General features: G+C 71.1%; 17 protein-coding genes. 8 read left to right on the top strand and 9 right to left on the bottom strand.

The features are described from left to right. Positions 1-9 precede the first annotated feature (9 nt). The 4 genes from rpsR to rpmG are packed head-to-tail and all read right to left on the bottom strand — an operon-like array spanning position 10 to position 1857. On the bottom strand, positions 10-246 hold the full coding sequence (gene rpsR, locus ACGFYQ_RS21720; RefSeq protein WP_393746252.1) for a 30S ribosomal protein S18: 237 nt from the start codon (positions 244-246) through the stop codon (positions 10-12). 28 nt (positions 247-274) lie between these two features. After that, on the bottom strand, positions 275-1417 hold the full coding sequence (locus ACGFYQ_RS21715) for a CobW family GTP-binding protein (protein ID WP_393746250.1): 1143 nt from the start codon (positions 1415-1417) through the stop codon (positions 275-277). Next, positions 1414-1662: a type B 50S ribosomal protein L31 gene (locus ACGFYQ_RS21710; RefSeq protein ID WP_254380669.1), complete on the bottom strand. Its 249-nt coding sequence runs from the start codon at positions 1660-1662 to the stop codon at positions 1414-1416. The genes ACGFYQ_RS21715 and ACGFYQ_RS21710 overlap by 4 nt, the downstream gene beginning before the upstream one ends. Before the next feature lie 30 nt (positions 1663-1692). Continuing rightward, positions 1693-1857, bottom strand: coding sequence for a 50S ribosomal protein L33 (rpmG, locus tag ACGFYQ_RS21705; protein ID WP_030718078.1), 165 nt, complete (start codon positions 1855-1857; stop codon positions 1693-1695). A gap of 69 nt (positions 1858-1926) precedes the next feature. Between rpmG and rpmB the strand changes: the two genes are divergently transcribed. The 3 genes from rpmB (at position 1927) to recQ (ending at position 4732) form a co-directional block, all read left to right on the top strand. Then, positions 1927-2163, top strand: coding sequence for a 50S ribosomal protein L28 (gene rpmB / locus ACGFYQ_RS21700; RefSeq protein WP_393746247.1), 237 nt, complete (start codon positions 1927-1929; stop codon positions 2161-2163). Continuing rightward, positions 2163-2468 carry a 30S ribosomal protein S14 gene (rpsN, locus tag ACGFYQ_RS21695; RefSeq protein ID WP_393746244.1) on the top strand — a complete coding sequence of 102 codons (306 nt, stop codon included), beginning with the start codon at positions 2163-2165 and terminating at the stop codon, positions 2466-2468. The genes rpmB and rpsN overlap by 1 nt, the downstream gene beginning before the upstream one ends. 221 nt (positions 2469-2689) lie before the next feature. Then, on the top strand, positions 2690-4732 hold the full coding sequence (gene recQ, locus ACGFYQ_RS21690; protein WP_393746242.1) for a DNA helicase RecQ: 2043 nt from the start codon (positions 2690-2692) through the stop codon (positions 4730-4732). Positions 4733-4762: 30 nt separating this feature from the next. Here recQ and ACGFYQ_RS21685 read toward each other — a convergent pair whose 3' ends face one another. From ACGFYQ_RS21685 to ACGFYQ_RS21675, 3 genes are all read right to left on the bottom strand, one after another. Further along, the gene (locus ACGFYQ_RS21685) at positions 4763-5416 is read right to left on the bottom strand and encodes a DUF4389 domain-containing protein (RefSeq protein WP_393746240.1); all 654 of its coding nucleotides are present in this window, start codon (positions 5414-5416) and stop codon (positions 4763-4765) included. A gap of 162 nt (positions 5417-5578) precedes the next feature. Next, positions 5579-6373 (bottom strand): DUF72 domain-containing protein, encoded by a 795-nt coding sequence (locus tag ACGFYQ_RS21680; RefSeq protein WP_393746238.1) that lies wholly within the window; start codon positions 6371-6373, stop codon positions 5579-5581. A 59-nt stretch (positions 6374-6432) separates the two neighbouring features. After that, positions 6433-7839 (bottom strand): MFS transporter, encoded by a 1407-nt coding sequence (locus ACGFYQ_RS21675; RefSeq protein ID WP_393746236.1) that lies wholly within the window; start codon positions 7837-7839, stop codon positions 6433-6435. Positions 7840-8342: 503 nt separating this feature from the next. On the opposite strand from ACGFYQ_RS21675, the gene ACGFYQ_RS21670 reads away from it, so the two are divergent. Continuing rightward, entirely contained in the window at positions 8343-8906 is a 564-nt protein-coding gene (locus ACGFYQ_RS21670) for a DM13 domain-containing protein (RefSeq protein WP_393746234.1), read from the top strand. Between the two features lie 60 nt (positions 8907-8966). Here ACGFYQ_RS21670 and ACGFYQ_RS21665 read toward each other — a convergent pair whose 3' ends face one another. Both ACGFYQ_RS21665 and ACGFYQ_RS21660 read right to left on the bottom strand, forming a co-directional pair. Continuing rightward, a complete protein-coding gene (locus tag ACGFYQ_RS21665) occupies positions 8967-9362 on the bottom strand; it encodes a hypothetical protein (protein WP_393746232.1) in 396 nt (131 codons plus the stop codon). A gap of 32 nt (positions 9363-9394) precedes the next feature. Beyond that, positions 9395-10195, bottom strand: coding sequence for a hypothetical protein (locus tag ACGFYQ_RS21660; RefSeq protein ID WP_393746230.1), 801 nt, complete (start codon positions 10193-10195; stop codon positions 9395-9397). A gap of 329 nt (positions 10196-10524) precedes the next feature. Here ACGFYQ_RS21660 and ACGFYQ_RS21655 point away from each other — a divergent pair, with 329 nt between their 5' ends. The 4 genes from ACGFYQ_RS21655 to ACGFYQ_RS21640 all read left to right on the top strand — a co-directional run bounded on the left by ACGFYQ_RS21655 (position 10525) and on the right by ACGFYQ_RS21640 (position 13808). Then, positions 10525-11187 carry a hydrolase gene (locus ACGFYQ_RS21655; protein WP_382728298.1) on the top strand — a complete coding sequence of 221 codons (663 nt, stop codon included), beginning with the start codon at positions 10525-10527 and terminating at the stop codon, positions 11185-11187. Between the two features lie 5 nt (positions 11188-11192). Beyond that, the gene (locus tag ACGFYQ_RS21650) at positions 11193-11714 is read left to right on the top strand and encodes a DoxX family protein (RefSeq protein ID WP_393746227.1); all 522 of its coding nucleotides are present in this window, start codon (positions 11193-11195) and stop codon (positions 11712-11714) included. 82 nt (positions 11715-11796) lie between these two features. Beyond that, entirely contained in the window at positions 11797-12381 is a 585-nt protein-coding gene (locus ACGFYQ_RS21645; protein ID WP_393746225.1) for a Dps family protein, read from the top strand. After that, complete coding sequence (locus ACGFYQ_RS21640; RefSeq protein ID WP_393746223.1) at positions 12381-13808, top strand: dihydrolipoyl dehydrogenase family protein; 1428 nt, start codon at positions 12381-12383, stop codon at positions 13806-13808. The genes ACGFYQ_RS21645 and ACGFYQ_RS21640 overlap by 1 nt, the downstream gene beginning before the upstream one ends. The last annotated feature ends 35 nt before the right edge of the window (positions 13809-13843 follow it).

Raw genomic sequence — 13843 nt, 5'->3', positions numbered from 1 at the left:
CGAAGGGAACTACCGGCTGCCGTAGGGGAGCAGGGCCATCTCGCGGGCGTTCTTGATCGCTGCGGCGAGGCGGCGCTGCTGCTGGGCCGTGACGCGGGTGACGCGGCGGCTGCGGATCTTGCCGCGGTCGGAGATGAACTTCCGCAGCAGGTCGGTGTCCTTGTAGTCGATGTACGTGATCTTCGCGGCGTCCAGCGGGTTGGGACGGGACGCGAGCGGCTTGTGGGGGGTCCGGCGGCGGGCCATGTGGGTTCCTTGTGGGTCGTGGGGCGGGTCAGGAGACGGGGTCGAGGAGGGAGTCGAAGGCAGCGGGGAGCGTTCTCCACGCCTCGGGTCCTGCCGCGTATTCGGCGTCGGTGAGCAGGCAGGACTCGAGGAGGTGCGCCAGGCCCTCGCGGTCGAGGCCGGGTGAGGTGAAGACGAGGTGCTGGCAGCAGTCGCCGTGTTCGGGATGCCAGTCGAGGGAGGCGGCCGCTCTACGCATCGGGGGGACCAGTTCCCAGGCGGCCTCCGGGAGGGAGGCCAGCCAGGGTCCGGCGTTCTCCACGCAGAGGGCGCCGCCCGCGGCGTCCCAGGCGAGCAGGGTGTCGGGGCGGTCGGCGAGCCAGAACCGCCCGCGGCTGCGGGCGGCCGCGCAGCAGAGGTCTTCCAGCGCCTCGTAGAGGCGTTCGGGGTGGAAGGGACGGCGGCGGTGCCAGACGAAGGTGGTGACTCCTGCTTCCTCCGCCTCCTGGGGGAGCAGGGCGCAGGCCGGGTGCTGGGCGGCGGCCGCCGTCTCCACGTCGAAGCCGGCGAAGGCCAGTCGGGCGAGTTCTCCGGATCCGGCGGGCACCTGGCGGGCGGTCGGGTGGAGCTGGGCGAGCAGCGCGCGGTCCTCGTCGTCGGCGTCCCCGCTGTCGACGAGGGCGAGTACGGGGGCGTACTCGAGCTGCCGCGCCCAGGTGTCTCCGACGGTGCGCCGGTCGGTGGCGGCCGCGGCGAGGCCCACCTCGGCCAGGTCGTCGCCGTTGACGAGGTACGGGAGCACGAGCGCCGGGTCGACCGCGGTGATCACGCCGGTGAGGTCGAGGACGCCGGCGCCGTGCGCGGTGACGACCTCGGCCATCGCCTTGGGTTCGACGGAGTCCCACAGCTCGACGACGGCCAGCCGCGTCAGACCGCTGCCGGCCATCCGTTCGAGCTCGGGGACCAGGTCCTCGCGCAGTGCGCAGCAGGCGCAGTCGTCGACGAGGGGCGTCTCGCCCCGGGACAGCTCGCCCGAGGCGTCGCGCACCACGCGCTGGACGGTGCCTGTCGCTGCCGTGGCCAGGTCGTGGTGGAGGGCGACGCTGCCCGGGACGGTACGCAGCAGCCGGTCCACGACCTCTCCGCGGGCGTCGGAGTGGAGCCCGCCGACGATGACGACGGGCAGGCTCATGCCGTGCTCCCGTAGCGGCGCTGGAAGCGCTCGACGCGGCCGGCGGTGTCCAGGACGCGTGCGGTGCCGGTGTAGAAGGGGTGGCTCTGCGAGGAGATCTCGACGTCGATGACGGGGTAGGTGTTGCCGTCCTCCCAGTCGACCGTCTTGTCACTGGTGGCGGTCGAGCGGGTGAGGAAGGCGAAGTCGGCGGCCTTGTCGCGGAAGACGACGGGGCCGTAGGCGGGGTGGATCCCAGGCTTCATGGCGGTGTCCTTCGGGCAGGGGGGCGGGGGTCAGCGCTCTTCGCGGAAGTCGACGTGCCGGCGCGCCACCGGGTCGAACTTGCGCAGCACCATGCGGTCCGGGTCGTTCCGGCGGTTCTTGCGGGTGACGTAGGTGTAGCCGGTGCCCGCGGTGGAGCGGAGCTTGACGATCGGGCGTACTTCGTTGCGTGCCATGCCGCTACTATACGGGAATGGAAATCGTTTCCAATAACGGTTTCGGTTCAGAGAGAGGCAGGTAACACCTTGTCCGCCCACTGCCAGCTGACCGGCGCCCAGCCGGGCTTCGGCAACACCATCTCCCACTCGCACCGGCGTACGTCCCGCCGCTTCGACCCCAACATCCAGAGCAAGCGCTACTGGCTGCCGAGCGAGGGGCGCCACGTGCGCCTGACCCTGAGCGCGAAGGCGATCAAGACCATCGACAGCATCGGCATCGAGGCCGCGGTGGCGCGGATCCGCGCGCGAGGGGTCAAGGTCTGATGGCCAAGAAGAGCAAGATCGCGCAGAACGAGAAGCGCAAGCGGACCGTCGAGCGGTACGCGGCCCGGCGTACCGAGCTGAAGGAGGTCCTCCGGCGGCCGTCCTCGACCGGGGCCGAGCGCCGGGCCGCGCTGGAGGAGCTGCGCAGGCAGCCCCGCGACGCCAGCGCCACCCGGGTGCGCAACCGGGACGGCGTCGACGGCCGGCCCCGCGGACATCTGCGGAAGTTCGGGCTCTCCCGCGTCCGGATGCGCGAGCAGGCGCACGCCGGATTCCTCCCCGGAGTCACCAAGTCCTCCTGGTAGCACCCGCACCCGCACCTGCGGCGAGCACGCACCGGCCCGCATCTCCGGCGGGGTGCGGGCCCGCGTGCCGCCCGGCCGGTGCGAGGCGTGTGGCGGTGTGCGGTGTGCGGTGCGGGGGCGCCGGCGAAGGCCCGGTGCGCTGACGGCCCGGGCCGGGGAGTTGTCCACAGGTTTCCGGTGAGCGGGGCCGGGGTGTCGGCGGGTGACGTTACGCTTCGTGAATGGCCCTTCCGGACGCTTCCCCCGAGATCTCCGATGCTCTGCAGGTGCTCCACCGCGTATTCGGTTACAACTCCTTCCGCGGCGAGCAGCAGCAGATCATCGAGCAGGTCGTCGACGGCGGTGATGCCCTCGTGCTCATGCCGACCGGCGGCGGCAAGTCGCTCTGCTACCAGATCCCGGCGCTCGTCAGAGAGGGCACGGGCGTCGTGATCTCGCCGCTCATCGCACTGATGCAGGACCAGGTGGACGCGCTCACCGCCCTGGGCGTGCGGGCCGGATTCCTCAACTCGACGCAGGCCCCGCACGAACGGCAGGCGGTCGAGCAGGCCTTCCTCGCCGACGAGCTGGACCTGCTCTACCTGGCTCCCGAGCGGCTGCGCACCGAGAGCGCGCAGCGGCTGCTCGACCGGGGCAAGGTGGCGCTCTTCGCGATCGACGAGGCGCACTGTGTCGCCCAGTGGGGTCACGACTTCCGGCCCGACTACCTCGCGCTGTCCATGCTGCACGAGCGCTGGCCGAAGGTGCCGCGGATCGCGCTGACCGCGACGGCCACCGAGGCCACCCACGCCGAGATCGCGGCGCGGCTCGGTCTGGAGGATGCCCGGCACTTCGTCGCCGGCTTCGACCGGCCGAACATCCAGTACCGCATCGTCGCGAAGGACAACCCGCTCAAGCAGCTGCTGGCGCTGCTCCGCACCGAGCACGACGGGGACGCCGGAGTCGTCTACTGCCTCTCGCGGTCCTCGGTGGAGAAGACCGCGGCCTTCCTGGTGGAGCAGGGCATCGACGCCGTGCCGTACCACGCCGGAATGGACGCCCGAGCACGTGCGGCGAACCAGTCGCGCTTCCTGCGCGAGGACGGGGTCGTGGTGGTGGCCACCATCGCCTTCGGCATGGGCATCGACAAGCCGGACGTACGCTTCGTGGCCCACCTCGACCTGCCGAAGTCGGTCGAGGGCTACTACCAGGAGACCGGCCGGGCCGGCCGCGACGGCGAGCCGGCCACGGCCTGGCTGGCGTACGGCCTGCAGGACGTGGTCCAGCAGCGCAAGCTCATCGACGGCTCCGAGGGCGACGAGGCGCACCGCCGCTCCCTGGCCATGCACCTGGACGCCATGCTCGCGCTGTGCGAGACGGTCAACTGCCGTCGGGTGGGACTACTGGAGTACTTCGGGCAGTCGGGCGAGCCGTGCGGCAACTGCGACACCTGTCTGACGCCGGCGGAGTCCTGGGACGGCACGGTCGCGGCGCAGAAGCTGCTGTCGACGGTGTGGCGGCTGGCGAAGGAACGGCGCCAGAAGTTCGGCGCGGGCCAGATCATCGACATCCTGCAGGGCAAGAAGACGGCCAAGGTCATCCAGTTCGACCACGACGCGCTCTCGGTGTTCGGCGTCGGGTCGGACCTGAGCACCGCGGAGTGGCGGGGGGTCGTCCGGCAGCTGCTGGCGCTGCGGCTGCTGACGGTGGAGGGCGACTACGGGACGCTCGTGCTGACGGACGGCAGCGGCGAGGTGCTGGGAGGGCGCCGCAGCGTCCTGATGCGGAAGGAGAAGCCGACTGTCGGCCCGCCCCGGAAGGAGTCCGGGTCGCGCTCCGGCAAGGGCGCCCGCGTGCCCGTCGACCTGCCGGCGGCCGCGGTACCGGTCTTCGAGGCCCTGCGTGCCTGGCGGGCCGCGACGGCCCGCGAGCAGGGTGTACCGGCGTACGTCGTCTTCCACGACGCGACGCTGCGGGAGATCGCGACGCGGTTCCCCGCCACCGTCGAGGAGCTGGCCACGATCGGCGGGGTCGGGGAGGCCAAACTCACCAAGTACGGCGAGGGCGTCCTCGACACCCTGGCGGAGTGCGACGCCCCCGCCTCTGCCCCTGCTGCCGCTGCCGCTGCCGCCGTTCCCGCCCTCCCTGCCGAGTCCGTTCCGCCGTCCTCTGCCGGCCCGGCCCTCGCACCGCCCGTGCCGGGGGCGCGGCCCGCGGCGTCGCACGACGACGAACCGCCTTTCGACCTGGACGAGATGGACCCGCCCTGGGACGACTGGCAGTAGCCGGTCGCGGGGAGCGGCCCGGCCGCGTGGTCAGCCTGGGGCGGTCCGCTCCTCACCGCCCATGTCGAGCCGGAAGGGCGGGTACTCGTCCGTCATGAGAGCGGCGTACGCGGTGACGCGGAGCACCCACCGGTTGAGCCCGACCACAAGGTCGAACAGATCGCGCGGGTACTTCTCGGTGAAGGCGAGCGTGACGACCGCGATGAGCGCGAGGAGACCGATCAGACCGCCACCGCACCACCCACCTCGCGGGGCACCGGTGAAGAAGCCGATCACGAGGTAGTGCGGGATGGCGAGCAGCCACCATTTCACCAGCACCAGCCCTCGGGACAGGCGTTCCGGGTACGCGATGTCGAGCCGGGCCGGGTATCCGGGTTCGGGGCCGAGGCTGAACGGCGGGTACCGGTCGGTACCCAGCGCGCCGTACGCGTAGTACGAGACCCGCCAAGACCAGCGCAGCACCCCGAGGTTGAAGTCGAAGAGCGCTCGTGGGTAGCGCTCGGTGAAGAGGATGGCGAAGAACGCGATCAGGCTGACCACGAGGAAGGCGATCCACAGGAAGAAGAGCACGATGAAGTGGGGGATCGCGAGGATCCACTTGACCAGCCACAGCCAACGCGAGAGCGGCGTGTCCAGTGCGGCTGTCACGTGGACCGGTCTGTAGGAGTCGGCAGCTGTCGTCATGTGACTCACGCTTTCGATGCGTGTGACCTTGCCCTCCTCCATCATCCGCGCTCGAGTCGCCGGTGCGCCCGTGGAGGAACCTCCGTGCTGCGCTACGCCACCGGTCGGGCGCACTCCGTGACGTCCCCAACGTCGGCGTTCCGTGCACCGGTGGGCTCGCTCTCACTCAAGGCGGCCACGTCGACCGGTCCGCGGGGACGGAGGCGTACGGCTCACCGTCCTGCCCATCGCGGCCGCCGTGCGGGCGAATTTCACGGCATCGACGACGGCCGCACCACCGAGGTCGTTGTTGAAGTACACGTACACATCCGCCTCGTCCGGCCAGCCGTCGGCGATGCGTCCTGCCCAGGACTTCAAGGCTTGCCGGCCGTAGCGCGGCGGCGGTTCGGCGATGCCGCCGTGGAATCGGACGTACCCCCATGGCGCGGTACGCCACAGCGGCGTCACCGGGCGGGACCACCTGTCCGCCCAGCACAGCGCGCTGCCATGCCGCTCCAGCACCGCCCGCACCTCCCGCTCCGCCTCCCACCACGAGGCGTGGCGGAATTCGACAGCCACCCGGACCGTGTCGGGAAAGCAGCTGAGGCACGTGTCCAGCGCCCCGACGTCCTCCCGGAAGTTCGGCGGCAACTGCAGCAGGACGGGCCCCAACCGGTCGCCGAGGCCCGCGGCGCGTTCCATCAGCCGGTGCACCGGCTCCTCGGGGTCGTGCAGCCGCTTCAGATGGGTCAGGTAGCGGCTGGCCTTGACCGCCATGACGAACCCGTCGGGTGTCCGCTCCCGCCAGGACCCGAAGACCTCCGTCGTGGGAAGCCGGTAGAAGGCGTTGTTGTTCTCGACGGTGGCGAATTGCCGGGCGTACTCCTCCAGCCACAGTCGCTGCGGCTGCTCGGGCGGGTAGAGAACGCCGCGCCAGTCCTTGTACTGCCACCCCGAGGTTCCGACAAGCATGGGCATGGTCCGATCCCTGCCAAGGTCGACGAGATCGTTCGGAGGACTCAGAACGACAGGACCGCCTAGGGCGGAGAGCCCGCCGCGCCGGGTCCGGCCGGGGCCTTGGGGAGAAGGACCGCGGCAGCGAGTCCGACGAGCCCCAGGGCGGCGAGTGCGATCATGGCGGCGGCGTAGGCGCCCCTGCTGAGTCCGGCGACCAGGATCGTGCCGGCCACGGCGGTGCCCAGTGAGGAGCCGAGGTTCGACATGCTGCGGGACAGGCCGGAGATCTCGCCCTGCCGCTCCTCGGGGAAGCTCGACTGGACGATGTTGACCGATGGGGTCAGCATCACGCCCAGGCCCAGTCCGAGCAGGAGGAGTCCGGGGGCGAAGGCCCAGGCGCTCGGGAAGCTGTCGACCATGGCGATCAGGACGACGATGCCGGCGATCGTGACGACGAATCCCGCCGTGATGAGGGTCCGCTGGGGCCGCCGTTTCGCGAGGCGTTCGGCGGCCAGGGAGGAGGTGAGCAGGCCGAGGGTGGCCGCGGTGAAGATCACGCCGGTCTCGATGGCGTCGTAGCCGCGCACGACCTGCAGGTAGGCCGCCACCGTGAAGGAGGATCCCATGAGCAGCAGCCATTGCACGTTCTGGGTGACGAGGCCGAGGTTGGAGGTGCGGTTGCGGAACAGACTGGTGGACAGCAGCGGTTCCTTGCCGGCCGTCTCGCGGGCGCGTACGTAGCGGAAGAACCACAGCAGCGTGAGCGCGCCGAGCGCGAGCAGACCGATCATCAGCCAGACGTTGTTGTCGGCGGCCAGGATGCCCATGACGACGAGGACGAGCCCGGCGGCCGACAGGACGGCTCCGACGGTGTCGAAGGGGCGTGTCGGATCCGGTGGCAGGGGATCCTCGAGGTGACGGCTCAGTACGATGATCAACGCGATCACCAGGGCCTGGAACACGAAGGCGGCCCGCCAGCTGAGCCACGAGGTGATGAGCCCGCCGATCAACGGACCTGCCGCAGCGCCGATGCCGCCCAACGCCATGATGGTCCCGAACGCGCGGGCCCGGGAGGTCATGTCCGTGAAGAGGAGCGTCGTGAGGATGTACACGGGCGGGATGAGCAGGGCCGTACCGACACCCTCGAGGATCGAGTTGCCGAGGATCAGGACGCCCAGGCCGGGGGCGGCGGCGCTCAGCAGGGCGCCGATCCCGTACACGGCGAGGCCGGCCAGGAAGCAGCGCTTGCGGCCGTAGCGGTCGGTCAGCTTGCCGCCGGGGATCATCAGCGCGGCCATGACGAGCAGGAAGATCGTGATCGCGACCTGCACGCCCTGCACGGTGGTGTCGAGGTCCGTGCTGATGTCGTTGATCATCACATTCATGTTCGAGCCGGCGAAGCTGCAGATGAACTGCGCGAGTGCCAGCGGGGCGAGGACCCGCCGCTGTGCCCTCGACGCATCTCCCGGCGTCCTTGCGTCAGCCACCGGCTTCGCCTCCCCGCCTCGGCGGGCGAGGGCGTCCGGTGCCGGTTCCCGGCCGGGTCTCCGCCGTGCCGACCTGTTCGTCGAGGGCCATGGCATCGGCGATGGGCCGGTAACGGTTCACAAGCTCTCCTTCGCCTTGCCGAAGGGCCCCGGAGGTTCAGGAAGGCCGTTGCCGACTGCGCGAGCCACGCACCCGGCGGCCCTGGGGCCCGCGGCCTCACCGATGGTGGGTGGGGCACCGCGTCACCGGGAGCGGGAAGGACCATCTCGCTCCGGTAGCGCTCCCACGCTCAAGCGTGCGCCGAACGTCAGCACAGCGCATGCGGAGGAGGCGCGTCCCCGGGAGCCATGGACCGCGCCCAGGCTGCGGCCAGGTGCTCCTGTGTCAGTCGGTCGTCGCGTACACGGTGCGCGACGACGTAAGGGTTTCGTCACCGGTGCGGATGTGGCGCCCCCCTGTCTCCACCGCGTTGAATGCGTGTGATGATCCGCGAGGGAGAGGGATGACAGTGCGAAACACGAGGTTGCGAGGCCGGTTGCTGGCCGGAGCGGCGATCGCGGCCGTGGTGGTGCTGGGCGTCGGGCTGTACTGGTTCCAGCCGTGGAAGCTGTGGCAGAACGAGACCGTGCGCGAGGCACTGCCCGCCGCGACAGCCGCACCGACGGCCTCGGCCCGGCCGGGAGCGGGTTCCGCTCCGCCGGCCGCGGCGGGTCCGCGGACGGTCGCCTCGGGCGAGCTGATCAGCCACGAGCACGCGACGACCGGGTCGGTGAAGATCGTCCGGCTGCCCGACGGCTCGCACACGCTGCGCCTGGAGAACCTCGACACCAGCAACGGTCCCGACCTGCGGGTGTTGCTGAGCGATGCCCCGGTCAAGGAGGGCGTGGCGGGCTGGCGCGTCTTTGACGACGGCAAGTACGTCACCCTGGGCAAACTCAAGGGCAACAAGGGCGATCAGAATTACGAGCTGCCCCCCGGTATCGACCTTTCCCAGTTCACCAGCGTGAGCATCTGGTGCGACCGCTTCGACGTCTCGTTCGGAGCCGCAGCCCTCGCGAAGGCGTGAACCGCCCCGCTGCTCCTGGAGGCGCTCACACCCGCTGGCCGCGCGCTCGTGAATTCGCGTTCACGGAGGAGAGATCAGCGTGCTGTGGTGGAAGCCGAGCCGCGGGTCGTGCCTCCAGGAGAGGCCGTCGACGTACTGCCGCAGCTGCGGCATGCGCACCCGCTGCCGGACAGTGTTGGCCGGATAGTCGTAGACGGTGATGGTGTTGAGCCCCCGGTTGGCGGTGAACAGCAGGGTCTGGTCGGCGGAGAGCTGGCAGGCGTACACCGAATCGAGCAGAGTTCCGCGCGAGACCCGCAACGCTGCGAGGAAGTGCCTGCTGCTCGCGGTCGGCGAGCCGCGGGTGAAGGCGTCGGTCACCTGGTGCAGTGCCTGCCGGCCGGCGAGCAGTTGCTCGGGCAGGGCGGGGCGCTCGTCGATGATGCGGTGGGTGGTGAAATCGTCCAGGTCGATCATGACGATGGTGCCGCTGCCGCCGTTGCAGTAGATCAGTTCGCGATCGGAGACGCAGACGTCCGAGTTGATGTGTGCCGGGGTCTCACGGGGGGCCGCCCAGTGGCGCAGGACCTGTCCGTGTTCGGCGTCGATCTCGAAGACGTATTCCTTGAGGTAGGCCATGGCCCATTCGTGCCAGTCATGTCCTTCCTGGGGCAGGACGCGGAAGGAGAGGGCGTAGAACCGGTCTTCGCGGGGATGGACGGCCACGTGCCAGCAGGTGGCCGGTAAGTCGACGCGGTGGCCTCGCCGGTGTGCAGGTCGAAGATGCCGACCTCGCGGGCCTCGCCGCGGCCGGGGTGGTCCATGCCGCCGTAGACGAGATAGCGGCCGGAGGCCGTGGTCTTCATGGCGTGGGGCAGCTTCAGGCCGTGCGGGCCCAGGCGCTCGGGACGGCCGGGCTTGTCGATGTCGAACCGCCACAGGTGCTCGCCGATCGCGCCGACGATGTCCCGGTCGCCGAGCCGGGCGATGTGCGTGGTTCCTTTGATGGACGAGTCGGTGGGCTCGATCCGCAGGGTGGACAGGCGGTCGGCCTCGTCCAGCGTCGCGGCGTCGTAGAAGAGCAGGTGCTGGCCGGTGTTGCCGAGTAACCCGAGCGCGTGGTCCGGGCTGACGCTGACGGCGTGGCCTCCGGCGACGCCGTCGTAGTACTCGATCTTGTACGCGTACCGGCCGGTGGCGGGGTCGTAGCGGAAGACGCAGACGCCCGCCCGGCCTTCCAGGCCGTTGAGACCGTTGCCGTCGAGGGCGATGTGGAAGGCGTACGGATACTCGTGCTGCTGGGTGCCCAACGGGGGCAAAGGGGCTGCCTTTCCGGCCTGAAGTGGCGGAAGCCGGAACTGTCGGTGTACTCGGGCCAACCCCCGGCGATCCGCAGCGCCGCTCCTGCAGCACCGGCGGCCTCGAACCGCCGGGTCTGGTCCTGAATGATGTCGGGGGCGTGCGTGCTGCCGATCCGTCCGGTCCAGCCATCGCCGAGCACCGGCGGGGTAGTGCGCTGTCGTGCCAACTCCTGGGCACAGGGAGCAAAGTCGGTCGGTTGTGCCGGTCGTACTTTCGGGGTGTGCCCGGCCGTGAACGCGGCGGGCGCGATACCGATCGCTCCGAAAGGACACCCCTCATGTTCGACATCACCAAGGTGCAGGCCGCCCCGAGCGCGGACCTCCTCACGCCCGACAACGCCGTCATGCTCTTCGTGGACCACCAGCCGCAGATGTTCTTCGGCACCGGGAGCGGCGACCGCGCCGCGATCATCAACAGCACCGTGGGTCTCGCCAAGGCGGCTCAGGCGTTCGACGTGCCGGCCGTCCTGACCACGGTGGCCGCCGAGTCGTTCTCCGGGCCCCTGCTGCCGCAGCTCGCCGAGGTGTTCCCCAAGCACGAGGTCATCGACCGCACGACGATGAACGCCTGGGAGGACGAGGCGCTCGTGGCGGCGGTCAGGGCGACCGGGCGCAAGAAGATCATCCTCTCCGGCCTGTGGACCGAGGTCTGCTTGGTGCTGCCCGCGCTGTCCGCGCTGGAGCAGGGGTACGAGGTGTACGTGGTCTCCGACGCCTCCGGCGGCGTCAGCCCGGCCGCCCACGAGCACGCGCTCCAGCGGATGATCGCCGCCGGCGCGGTCCCGGTGACCTGGGTGCAGGTGCTCCTCGAGCTGCAGCGCGACTGGGCGCGCCAGGAGACGTACGGCGCGGTCATGGAGATCGTCAAGGCCCACGCGGGCGCCTACGGTCTGGGTGTCGTGTACGCGCAGAGCGTCATCGGCGCACACGCGGCCGGCTGACCTCCGTGGACACCGGCATTCTGATCCTGCGACTGCTGGTGGGCCTGCTCGTCGCCGGCCATGGGGTGCAGAAGATCAGCTCGCACCTGGGCGGCAGGGGACTCGAGGGTGGCACCGAGGAGTTCCGCGCCGACGGATTCCGCGGCGGAGCCCTCACCGCGCTGGCGGCGGGCGGTGGCCAGATCGGATCGGGTCTGCTGCTCGCCTCCGGCTTCCTGACCCCGCTCGCCGCGACCGGGGCCATCGGGGTCATGACCGTCGCCCTCACCGTGAAATGGCACAACGGCCTCTGGGTGCAGAACGACGGCTACGAGTACCCGCTTGTCCTCATCGGCACCGCCGCCGCTCTCGCCGCCACCGGACCCGGTGCCTGGTCCCTCGACGCGGCCCTCGGCCTCACGCCGTACCCGCTGTGGTGGACGGCCCTCGTGCTCGCGTCGGGCGTCGCCAGCGGGCTGCTCACCCGGCTCGTACTGCACGGGCAGGCGCCGGCGGCGCCGCAGACCGTCGCCCGAGGCGAGCGCTGACCGCGAGCCACACAGACCGGGTCCGGCCGCTCCGCGCCCCCCGACCGGACGGCCGGGCCCTCCCACCTTCCAGGAGAACCCGATGGAAGCCACAACCACCACACCCCCACACGGCGGCGGCCAGCCGCTGCTGCACCAGAAGGGCGCCGAGACCCAGGCGTTCGGCTCGCTCAAGCAGCTGCCGATCGGCCTCGGCCACGACACGCGCATGTACGCCTGCCAGCGGCTGAACCGCGTACTCGCCGACACACAGATCCTGTACTCCCTCTACAAGAAGCACCACTGGCTCATGCGCGGGGCGACCTTCTACTCGCTCCACCTCATGCTGGACAAGCACGCGGAGGCCCAACTGGCCATCGTGGACGCGCTGGCCGAGCGGGTCCAGAGCCTCGGCGGCGTCGCGGTCGGAGACCCGCGCCACGTCGCGGAGCTGACTGCCGTTCCCCGGCCGCCGGACGGCGTGGAGCCGGTACCCGTCATGCTGTCGCGGCTCCTCGACGCGCACGAGCGGATCCTGATCGACGCGCGGGACGCCGCCGCCCGGATCTCGGCCGAGGGCGACGAGGGCAGCACCGACCTGCTCGTCTCCGACGTCATCCGCACCGGCGAGGCGCAGGTGTGGTTCCTGGCCGAGCACCTGGTGGACACCCCCCTGGTGCGCGGCTGATGGAGGACACGTACGACGTCGTCGTGGTCGGCGGCGGGCCGGGCGGCGAGGTCGCCGCCGACCGGATCGTCCGGTCCGGACTGACCGCCGTCGTCGTCGAGGCCGAGGCGGTCGGCGGCGAGTGTTCCTACCGGGCATGCGTGCCGAGCAAGGCCCTCTTGCGTCCCGGTGCGGCCAGGGAGGCCGCACGGTCGGTCGACGGGGCACGGCAGGCGGTGAGCGGGGCGCTCGACCCGGCGCAGGTCCTGGCCCGCCGCGACCGTTTCACCGGCCGTGGCGACGACACCGGGCAGACCGACTGGCTGAACGGCGCCGGCATACCCCTCGTACGAGGGCACGGACGGCTCGCCGGAGAGCGCCGGGTGGAGGTGACCGGAGCCGACGGCGCGGTCCGTACCCTGCGGGCGCGGCTCGCGGTCGTCCTCAGCACCGGCACGGAACCCGCCTTGCCGCCGGTCGAAGGGCTCGACCGGATCGGTGTGTGGACCAACCGGCAGGCCACCACGGCCGATGCGGTGCCGGAGCGGCTCGTCGTCATCGGCGGGGGAGTGGTGGCCTGCGAGATGGCCACCGCGTGGCGTTCGCTCGGCTCCTCCGTCACCCTGCTCGTCCGCGATCAGGCCCTGCTGACCGGCTGGGAGCCGTGCGCCGGCGAGGAGGTCACCCGGGGGCTCACCGGCCTGGGCGTCACGATCCGCTTCGGGGTCTCGGCCACTCGGGTCGCCCGTGACGAGACCACCCGTACCGTGACCGTGGAGACCGACGACGGAGCCGCCTTCGTCTGCGACGAGGTACTTGCCGCCACCGGCCGCCGCCCGCGCACTTCGGACCTGGGCTTGGAGACCGTCGGCCTGCCGGCCGGCGACTGGCTCCCGGTCGACGACACCTGCCGCGTCACCGCCCTCGACGGGGACTGGCTCTACGCCGTCGGCGACGTGAACCACCGCGCGCCGCTGACCCACATGGCCAAGTACCAGGCCCGCGCCTGCGCCGCGGCGATCGCCGAGCGGGCCGCGGGCCGCCCCGCCGACACCGGTCGCCGGCAGGCCTGGAGCGCGGAGGCCGACCGCATCGCCGTCCCCCAGGCCGTCTTCACCCACCCCGAGGTCGCGAGCGTCGGTCTCACCGAACGCGCGGCACGCGAAGCGGGAGTCGCGGTACGCGCGGTGGAGTACCGCATCGACGACGTCGCCGGAGCCGCACTGTACGCGGACGACTACCGCGGCCACGCCAAGCTCGTCGTCGACGAGACCCGCGGAGTCGTCGTCGGCTGCACCCTCACCGGCCCGATGGCGACCGAACTCATCCACACGGCCACCGTCGCCATCGTGGGAGAGGTCCCGCTCGAGCGGCTGAGGCACGCCGTCCCCGCCTTCCCGACGGTCAGCGAGGTCTGGCTGCGCCTCCTTGAGGCGTACGGCCTCTGAGGCGACCGCCGCCCGTCCCTCCGCACCAACACAAG

The sequence above is a fragment of the Streptomyces sp. NPDC048258 genome (genome assembly GCF_043201995.1).
Classification (GTDB): domain Bacteria; phylum Actinomycetota; class Actinomycetes; order Streptomycetales; family Streptomycetaceae; genus Streptomyces.
Note: the sequence above shows the minus strand (reverse complement) of the source record. Positions and strands in the feature narration are given on the sequence as shown.

Coding starts and splice junctions, on each gene's coding strand:
- recQ (WP_393746242.1), top strand. CDS start 2,690: ATGGCCCTTCCGGACGCTTCCCCCGAGATCTCCGATGCTCTGCAGGTG.
- ACGFYQ_RS21640 (WP_393746223.1), top strand. CDS start 12,381: ATGGAGGACACGTACGACGTCGTCGTGGTCGGCGGCGGGCCGGGCGGC.
- ACGFYQ_RS21645 (WP_393746225.1), top strand. CDS start 11,797: ATGGAAGCCACAACCACCACACCCCCACACGGCGGCGGCCAGCCGCTG.
- rpmG (WP_030718078.1), bottom strand. CDS start 1,857: ATGGCACGCAACGAAGTACGCCCGATCGTCAAGCTCCGCTCCACCGCG.
- ACGFYQ_RS21710 (WP_254380669.1), bottom strand. CDS start 1,662: ATGAAGCCTGGGATCCACCCCGCCTACGGCCCCGTCGTCTTCCGCGAC.
- ACGFYQ_RS21680 (WP_393746238.1), bottom strand. CDS start 6,373: ATGCCCATGCTTGTCGGAACCTCGGGGTGGCAGTACAAGGACTGGCGC.
- ACGFYQ_RS21715 (WP_393746250.1), bottom strand. CDS start 1,417: ATGAGCCTGCCCGTCGTCATCGTCGGCGGGCTCCACTCCGACGCCCGC.
- rpsN (WP_393746244.1), top strand. CDS start 2,163: ATGGCCAAGAAGAGCAAGATCGCGCAGAACGAGAAGCGCAAGCGGACC.
- ACGFYQ_RS21665 (WP_393746232.1), bottom strand. CDS start 9,362: ATGATCGACCTGGACGATTTCACCACCCACCGCATCATCGACGAGCGC.
- ACGFYQ_RS21685 (WP_393746240.1), bottom strand. CDS start 5,416: ATGACGACAGCTGCCGACTCCTACAGACCGGTCCACGTGACAGCCGCA.
- ACGFYQ_RS21670 (WP_393746234.1), top strand. CDS start 8,343: ATGACAGTGCGAAACACGAGGTTGCGAGGCCGGTTGCTGGCCGGAGCG.
- ACGFYQ_RS21655 (WP_382728298.1), top strand. CDS start 10,525: ATGTTCGACATCACCAAGGTGCAGGCCGCCCCGAGCGCGGACCTCCTC.
- rpsR (WP_393746252.1), bottom strand. CDS start 246: ATGGCCCGCCGCCGGACCCCCCACAAGCCGCTCGCGTCCCGTCCCAAC.